The following is a 7,220-nucleotide window of genomic DNA, read 5'->3' on the forward strand; positions in this document are numbered from 1 at the left end:
GTGGGGGTGCCCCCCCCCCCCCCTTCCTCCCCCCCCCCCCCCCCCCCCCGAGCCCCCGTTCCCGGGAGGGGGAACGGGGGCTGTAGGCGACGCTTCGCGCTCGGGCGATCAGGCGACGATCAGGCCTGCTGCGCCTTGGTGAAGCGCTCGGTGACGTCGGCCCAGTTGATCACATTCCACCAGGCGGTGACGTAGTCGGCCTTCACGTTCTTGTACTGCAGGTAGTAGGCGTGCTCCCACATGTCCAGCTGCAGCAGCGGGGTCTGGCCCAGCGGCACATTGCCCTGCTGGTCGAACAGCTGCAGGACGTTGAGGCGCTTGCCCAGCGCATCCCAGGCCAGCACCGACCAGCCGGAGCCCTGGATGGCCTTGGCATTCTCGTTGAACTGGGCCTGGAAGCCGTCGAAGGAGCCGAAGAACTCGTCCAGCGCGCTGGACAGCTCACCCTCAGGGCGGTCGCCGCCCTCGGGGGACATGTTCTTCCAGAAGACGGAGTGGTTGACATGGCCACCCAGGTGGAAGGCCAGATCCTTCTCCAGCTTGTTGATGTTGGCGAAGTCACCCTTGGCGCGGGCCTCCTCCATCTTCTCCAGCGCGGTGTTGGCGCCGGCCACGTAGGTTGCGTGGTGCTTGGAGTGGTGCAGCTCCATGATCTCGGGAGCGATGTGCGGCGCCAGGGCGCTGTAGTCGTAGTCAAGATCGGGCAGGGTGTAGACAGCCATGTGAATCCTCTTTCCGTCTTCGCCAGGCGGCAGGGCCTGGAGCCCCTGGTGAAGGGGCTTTCCTAGGGACAACAACGATCCTATGGACTTTGTTCCCGGTGGACCAGACTGTTCGCCGCGAGCGCGATCCACGACAAGTGCCCATGGCTTGGAGCAACTTTGCGCCGGTCTGGCCATTGGTTCTGCCCCCGTGGCGCGATGTACTGGATGGATGAGTCAACCACGTTCCGACTACGGCGCTCCCGTCCTGGTGATGCGCAATCTGTCCAAGCGATTCGGGCCGAAGGTGGCCGTCGACGACCTCTCACTGGCCGTGCCCGCGGGCTGCCTCTTCGGTCTGGTCGGGCCCAACGGGGCGGGCAAGACCACCAGCCTGAGCATGGCCACCGGTCTGCTCCGCCCCGACGCCGGCCAGGTGGAGGTCTGGGGCCACGACGTGTGGAGTGATCCCGTCGCGGCCAAGGCGATGATGGGGGTACTGCCCGATGGCCTGCGGCTCTTCGACCGCTTGAGTGGCCTGGAATTGTTGCGCTTTGCCGCCGGGATGCGCGCCGTTGCACCTGACCAGATCGAACTGCGAGCCCAGGCGCTGCTGCACGCCCTGGGGCTGACGCAGGACGCCAACACATTGGTCTGCGACTATTCCGCCGGCATGACCAAGAAGATCGGGTTGGCCTGTGCCCTGGTGCACAATCCGCGACTGCTGGTGCTGGACGAGCCCTTCGAGGCGGTGGATCCCGTCTCCGGCCAGGCCATCCGTCAGATCCTGCACGACTTCGTGGCCGGTGGCGGCACCGTCGTGCTGTCCAGCCATGTGATGGAGCTGGTGGAGAGCCTGTGTGATGCGGTCGCGGTGGTCGCCAACGGGCGGGTGCTGGCAATCGGTCCGACGGCCGAGGTGACCCAGGGGCGGCGACTGCAGGAGCGCTTCATCGAGCTGGTCGGTGGCGGCACGAGTGACGCGGGGGAGGGGCTGGCATGGTTGGGACACTCGTCCGACTCAAACTGACTCTGCTGCGGCGCTCGCTGCAGGGACAGACGGCCAAGATCATTGGCCTGGTGGTGATCGGTCTCTACGCGCTGGGCGCCCTCGGTTGGCTGTCGGTGGCCCTGATGGGGCTGCGCGGCGCCTCCGACCAGTTGCACGGCGGCGCCACCACCGTCGGCTTCGCAGCGCTGACGCTGGGGTGGCCGCTGGGCACGTTGCTGGTCTCCGGCAGCGACCAGACCCTGGACCCGGGCCGCTTCGCGCTCTTCCCGGTGCGCGCCCGGCAGCTGATGCCCGGGCTGCTGGTCTCTGGTCTGGTGGGGATCGGGGGCCTCTTCACGATGCTGCTGGCCCTGGTCCACGTGGCCAGTTGGAGCACCGGTGTCGCGCCGCTGCTCTTCGGGCTGCTCGCGGCGGTCCTGGGATGCACCACCTGCATCCTGCTGGCCCGCACCGCCGCCGCCAGCTTCTCGTCGGCGCTCAGCACCCGCCGCTACCGGGACGGCGCCGCGCTGCTGCTGGGCCTGCTGGCGATGGGCAGCGGAATCGGCGTCCAGTTGGTGATGCGCTGGCTGGGCAATGTGGAGCAGCTCGAACAGCGGGCGGCACGCCTGGCCTCGGTGGCCTCCTGGACGCCCTTCGGCTGGGCCTGGGCGCTGCCCTGGGATGCGGCCACCGGCCGATGGGGCCTGCTCGCGGTACACACCGCGTTGGCCATCGCGCTGGTCGCGGCACTGTGGAAGCTCTGGGAACGTTCCCTGTCCCGGGCGCTGACGTCGCCGCTGGAGGCCGGTGGTGCGGGCGGGCGAGCCAAGGCCCACTCCGTCGTGGACCGGCTGGTGCCGGCGGGGCCAGCCGGAGCGATCGCGGCCCGCTCGCTGCGCTACTGGCGGCGCGACCCGCGCCACCTGGTGCTGGCCGTCTCGGTGCTGCTGATGCCGCTGCTGATGCTGGCGCCCAGCCTGCTCGGGGGCTCCGGGGAGGATTCGATGATCAGCGGGCGCGGCATCCTGTTCCCGGCCATCTTCTCCGTGCTGCTGTTGGGATCCCTGGCCGTGGCGCAGGAGATCAGTTACGACGGGAGCGCGCTGTGGATGCACATCTCCGCCGGGGTCAGTGGCCGGGCCGACCGACTGGGCCGGCTGCTGGCCGCCGGATGGATCCTGCTGCCCATCGCCCTGCTGATCGACGTCGTGCTGATGGCGGTCTCCGACGGATGGGCACTGGCGCCGGAACTGGTGGGCGGATCTGTCGGCTGTCTGCTGGTGGGGGCGGCCGTCGGAACCGTCACCGGAGCCTATTGGCAGGTGCCCCAGCCGCCGCCCGGGCAGAATGCCTTCTCCCGCGGGGAGGGCGGTGGTGCGGCGGGCATCCTGCTCAGCTTCGTCAGCATGTTCGCCACCGGCCTGCTGGCCCTGCCGGTGATCATCCCGCTCATCCTGGCGGGGTCGCGTCCCGGGCTGGGCTGGCTGCTGCTGATGGCAGCACCGGTCTACGGAGCGGCCCTGCTGGCCGGATCGGTGGTCTGGGGTGGCCGGGTGCTGGAGCGCAGCTGGCCCGAGGTGCTCAAGCAGGTCACCTACAGCAAGGAATGATCACCCCGGATGCCAGGCCTGCCCAGCGTCGCCCGGCCGTGCTGGCACGATCGGCAGGGCGACGCCGCGACGGGTGGATGGGCCTGCGGGAGGCTCAGGCCTTCTTGCGACGGCTGGCCAGGAAGGCGGCGACCCCGGCGCAGAGCAGCAGTGCCACCACGCCGATGGTGGCCCACGGGGTGCCCTTCTTGTCGGCCTTCTGCGCGGGGGCGGCGCTGGCGGGGGCCGACGGTGCAGCGCTCGTGCTGGCCGTCCCGGCCGCGGCATCCAGCGCGGGCATCGTCGGGGTGCACTTGGCGCCATAGCACCAGCCCTCCAAGGTGCCGGCCTTGGGCTTGGACTGGTCCGAACCCAGCTGGCTGAAGGTCCACTTCCCGCCCTTGGTTGCCGTGTAGTACTGCCAGAAGTTGCCGTCGAACTTCGCCGGGCACTTGGCCGGTTCGCCTTCCATGGCGCAGATCATCTGGCCCTTGGCATCCTTGGTGATCTTGACCCCGGCTTTGGTCAGCAGTTCGGTGCCGGTGGGGGCCACGTCGACGCACTTGTTGATCATGAGGTCGCCCTTGGAGCTCTGCACCACCAGCCAGATCTTGCCCTGGTCCAGGCAGTCGCTGGTCTCGTTGGCGGGCAGGATGCGGGCCGGGGCGTGGGCGACGTCCGACGGCAGGGGAGCGCCGACAGCGGCCAGCGGTGTCAGGGACAGGGTGGCCGCGGCGGCGCCGGTGGCGACGAGCTGGCGAGCGGTGGAGGTGAGCACGGTGGATCCTTTCGGCGGCCAGAAGACGGCCGCGGATGGCCACACCCGCGACTCGCCCGCAGACCACGACGGGTGGTGATGAGTCTGCCGACGCCGGGTGCTCCGACTGTACGGTTGCGGGTCAGTTCCGGGCTTGCACCGGATTCCCCCAGCGGCGGCAATGCGCCGAAGACTACTGCACGCGGCACTGCGGCGTCGCCGCGGTGCCTTTGGGTCAGCCGCCCGGGCGCACCTCCAGCACCCGGAAACCCTTGTGGGAGGCCAGACGCTCACAGGCATAACCCTGCTCGGTCAACCAGCGGGCCAGTGAGTCCGCGCCCAGGTTCTTGCCCACCACCATCACCGCGCGCCCGTTGGGCGCCAGCCGGGGGAGCCAGGTCAACAGCAGTTCGTGCAGCGCCGGCTTGCCGATCCGGATCGGCGGATTGCTCCAGATCTCGTCATAGCGGGTGGCCGGGTCGGCCTGCTCCGGCAGGAGGGCGTTGACCCGGTCCCCGGCGCCGATCGCCTCGGCATTCAGCCGGGTCAGCGCCAGGGCACGCTCGTTCACGTCGACGGCGTCCACCACACTGCCCGGGCAGGCGGCGGCCAGGGCGACGGCGATCGGGCCATAGCCACATCCAAGATCAAGAAGCCGGCCGCCGTCGTGCGGCGGCGCCACCTCGTCCAACATGATCTTGGTGGCCGGATCCAACCGGCTGCCGGAGAAGACCCCATTGGCCGTGGTCAGGGTGACGTCGTGGCCCCAGATGGTGGCCGTGATCTCGCGTCGCTTCTCCGGGCCGTCCGGGGTGCTGAAGTAGTGGCTCACGGGGCCTCCTGGGTGGTCTCGGGCAGGGTGCGCACGGCGCGGGAGAGCTCGGCGCGGGCGGCCAGCTGGTCGTCGTCCGGGTAGCCGACCTCTTCCAGACACAATCCCTTGGCGGGCATCACCAGTACGCCGTTGTGGCGTTTGGGCGAGGCCATCACCTGGGCCAGCCAGGCCTGGTCCTTGCGGCCGGTGCCGACGGTGGTCATGGCGCCCATCAAGGAACGCACCATCGAGTGGCAGAAGGCGTCGGCCACGACGGTGTACTTCAGCGCCCCGTCGGCGCTGCGCTCCACCCGCAGCCCGGTCAGGGTGCGGATGGTGGTGGCACCGTCGCGCGGCTTGCAGAAGGGTGCAAAGTCGTGCAGGCCCAGCAGCATCCGGGCGGCATCATTGGTGGCCTCCACGTCGACGACGCCGCGGATCTGCGCGACGTGCCCGCGCAGCAGCGGATCGGGCCGGGAGACCTCGTCCCAGACCCGGTAGACATAGCGACGCCAGATGGCGGAGAAGCGGGCGTCGAAACCCTCGGGCGCCCGGGAGACCCGACGGACCTGCAGGTCCTCGTCGAGGACACGATCCAGACGCCGTTGCAGCCGGGAGGTGTCGACATCGGACGGCAGGTCGACGTGGGCCACCTGGCCGCGGGCGTGCACCCCGGCGTCGGTGCGGCCGGCGACGGTCAGCTGCACGGGACCGCCCAACCGCAGCACCTGGCCGATCCAGTGCTCCAGTTCGCCCTGCACGGTGCGCAGCTCGGGCTGGGTGGCCCAGCCGGAGAAGTGGGCGCCGTCATACGCGATGTCGAGTCGCCAGCGGGTGAGGGGAGTCGTCGGGGCCTCGACAGGCTCGGCCGTCGGGGTTGGGTTCTGCTCGGCCGTCGGGATTGGGGTCTGCTCGGCCGTCGGGTCTGGATGGCCGGTCACGAGGTCTTCCGATAGGTCAGGTCGTGGATGGTGCGGCCCGCGGCCAGGCCCTTGCGCTCGTACTTGGTGACCGGGCGGAGCTCCAGTCGCGGTGCCCAGCCGGTGTTCTCGGGATCGGCCGGGTCCAGGTGTTCGTTGACCAGCCCGGGCGCGACGTCCAGCACCTCCCGCATCCATTCGGCGTAGTCATCCCAGTCGGTGGCCAGCCGCCACCGTCCGCCGTCGACCAGTCGGGAACGCACCAGCTGCGCGAAGTCGGCGCTGACCAGACGTCGCTTGTGGTGGCGGACCTTGTGCCACGGGTCGGCGAAGAAGAGCCACAGCTCGCTGATCGAGCCCGGCTCGAAGAGGTGCTCCAGGCCCTGCTGGCCATTGCCCATCACGATCCGGATGTTGTCCACGCCCTCGCGCGCCATCCGGCTCAGCGTCGAGGCGACCGCGGGCTGGAAGACCTCGAAGGCCACCACATTCGCCTCGGGATGCGCCTTGGCCATCGCCACCAGCGATTCGCCGGTGCCGGAGCCGATCTCCACGATCAGCGGTGCGCGCCGGCCGAAAGCCTCGTCCCAGTCCACCGTGGCGGCGGCGACGATGGAGGTCTCGGTCTCGCCCTGCGCCACCTCGATCACCCAGCGCTCGTGGTGCGCCTCCCACGCCTTGGCCTGCGAGTCGTTCATCCGGGCGCTGCGCCGCACGAAGCTGACCACCTCGCGGTGGACGCGACGCTTGCGGGGCAGTTGGTCCGGCGTCGACGGGCTCACGTCAGGGGGCATTGGCACCGGACAATCCTACGGGCGATGTCAGCGTCCAGCGGAATCGCTGGCAGCCGCGCTCGGCATCCACAAGGCTGGAAGCATGACGACCACCGAAAGTCTCACCGTGTCCCGCGTGATCGACGCCCCCGCCAAGGACATCTTCGAGGTGCTCACACTGCCGCGCAACCACGTCGCGATCGACGCGTCGGAGATGGTGCGCGGTGCCGATCAGGGGGACCAGCGGCTCCAGGCCGTCGGCGACGTCTTCAGCATGGACATGTTTCACGAGAAGATGGGCGGCGACTACCGGATGGAGAACCACGTCACCGGGCTGATCGAGAACAAGCTGCTGGCGTGGAAGCCGGCCCGCGAGGGTGAGGAGATCGGCGGCTGGGAATGGGTCTACGAGCTGGAGCCCGAGGGGGCTCAGGCCACCAAGGTCTCGCTCACCTATGACTGGAGTGAGGTCCGCAGCAGCAAGTTCAAGTCCCGCTTCCCGATCCTGCCGGCGCAGGTGCTGGAGGACACGCTGGCACAGCTCGCTTCGCGGGTCAGCGAGAAGTAGCCGCCGCGCCGGCACAGAAAGCGTCCTGGGGTGTCGACCTCACCCCACGACCCAGAAGCGACGAGGGCCGCCGTTCCCGATTCGGGAACGGCGGCCCTCGTCAT

General features: G+C 69.5%; 8 protein-coding genes and 1 riboswitch. Of the genes, 3 read left to right on the forward strand and 5 right to left on the reverse strand.

The window, feature by feature from the left end:
• Window positions 1-119 precede the first annotated feature (119 nt).
• Window positions 120-722 (reverse strand): superoxide dismutase, encoded by a 603-nt coding sequence (locus AAEX57_RS09210; protein WP_342092044.1) that lies wholly within the window; start codon window positions 720-722, stop codon window positions 120-122.
• A 211-nt stretch (window positions 723-933) separates the two neighbouring features.
• Between AAEX57_RS09210 and AAEX57_RS09215 the strand changes: the two genes are divergently transcribed.
• Together AAEX57_RS09215 and AAEX57_RS09220 are read left to right on the forward strand one after the other, a co-directional pair.
• On the forward strand, window positions 934-1,731 hold the full coding sequence (locus AAEX57_RS09215; RefSeq protein ID WP_342092045.1) for an ABC transporter ATP-binding protein: 798 nt from the start codon (window positions 934-936) through the stop codon (window positions 1,729-1,731).
• Window positions 1,701-3,305 carry a hypothetical protein gene (locus tag AAEX57_RS09220; protein ID WP_342092046.1) on the forward strand — a complete coding sequence of 535 codons (1,605 nt, stop codon included), beginning with the start codon at window positions 1,701-1,703 and terminating at the stop codon, window positions 3,303-3,305. The genes AAEX57_RS09215 and AAEX57_RS09220 overlap by 31 nt, the downstream gene beginning before the upstream one ends.
• A gap of 94 nt (window positions 3,306-3,399) precedes the next feature.
• Here the strand turns inward: AAEX57_RS09220 and AAEX57_RS09225 are convergent, their stop codons facing one another.
• From AAEX57_RS09225 to trmB, 4 genes are all read right to left on the reverse strand, one after another.
• Window positions 3,400-4,062: a hypothetical protein gene (locus tag AAEX57_RS09225; RefSeq protein ID WP_342092047.1), complete on the reverse strand. Its 663-nt coding sequence runs from the start codon at window positions 4,060-4,062 to the stop codon at window positions 3,400-3,402.
• A gap of 87 nt (window positions 4,063-4,149) precedes the next feature.
• Window positions 4,150-4,231, reverse strand: a riboswitch (adenosylcobalamin-variant (AdoCbl-variant) riboswitch).
• Between the two features lie 45 nt (window positions 4,232-4,276).
• Window positions 4,277-4,873: a class I SAM-dependent methyltransferase gene (locus tag AAEX57_RS09230; RefSeq protein ID WP_342092048.1), complete on the reverse strand. Its 597-nt coding sequence runs from the start codon at window positions 4,871-4,873 to the stop codon at window positions 4,277-4,279.
• Window positions 4,870-5,673, reverse strand: coding sequence for a tRNA pseudouridine(38-40) synthase TruA (gene truA, locus AAEX57_RS09235; RefSeq protein ID WP_342092076.1), 804 nt, complete (start codon window positions 5,671-5,673; stop codon window positions 4,870-4,872). The genes AAEX57_RS09230 and truA overlap by 4 nt, the downstream gene beginning before the upstream one ends.
• Window positions 5,674-5,792: 119 nt before the next feature.
• Complete coding sequence (gene trmB, locus AAEX57_RS09240) at window positions 5,793-6,569, reverse strand: tRNA (guanosine(46)-N7)-methyltransferase TrmB (protein WP_342092077.1); 777 nt, start codon at window positions 6,567-6,569, stop codon at window positions 5,793-5,795.
• Between the two features lie 82 nt (window positions 6,570-6,651).
• On the opposite strand from trmB, the gene AAEX57_RS09245 reads away from it, so the two are divergent.
• The gene (locus tag AAEX57_RS09245; RefSeq protein ID WP_342092049.1) at window positions 6,652-7,116 is read left to right on the forward strand and encodes an SRPBCC family protein; all 465 of its coding nucleotides are present in this window, start codon (window positions 6,652-6,654) and stop codon (window positions 7,114-7,116) included.
• Window positions 7,117-7,220: the final 104 nt, after the last annotated feature.

This window comes from Luteococcus sp. H91 (assembly GCF_038433135.1).
GTDB lineage: Bacteria > Actinomycetota > Actinomycetes > Propionibacteriales > Propionibacteriaceae > Luteococcus.

Bases quoted from the DNA above. Each gene is read 5' to 3' on its own strand.
- AAEX57_RS09210 (WP_342092044.1), bottom strand. From the start codon at position 722: ATGGCTGTCTACACCCTGCCCGATCTTGACTACGACTACAGCGCCCTG.
- AAEX57_RS09215 (WP_342092045.1), top strand. From the start codon at position 934: ATGAGTCAACCACGTTCCGACTACGGCGCTCCCGTCCTGGTGATGCGC.
- AAEX57_RS09220 (WP_342092046.1), top strand. From the start codon at position 1,701: ATGGTTGGGACACTCGTCCGACTCAAACTGACTCTGCTGCGGCGCTCG.
- trmB (WP_342092077.1), bottom strand. From the start codon at position 6,569: ATGCCCCCTGACGTGAGCCCGTCGACGCCGGACCAACTGCCCCGCAAG.
- AAEX57_RS09245 (WP_342092049.1), top strand. From the start codon at position 6,652: ATGACGACCACCGAAAGTCTCACCGTGTCCCGCGTGATCGACGCCCCC.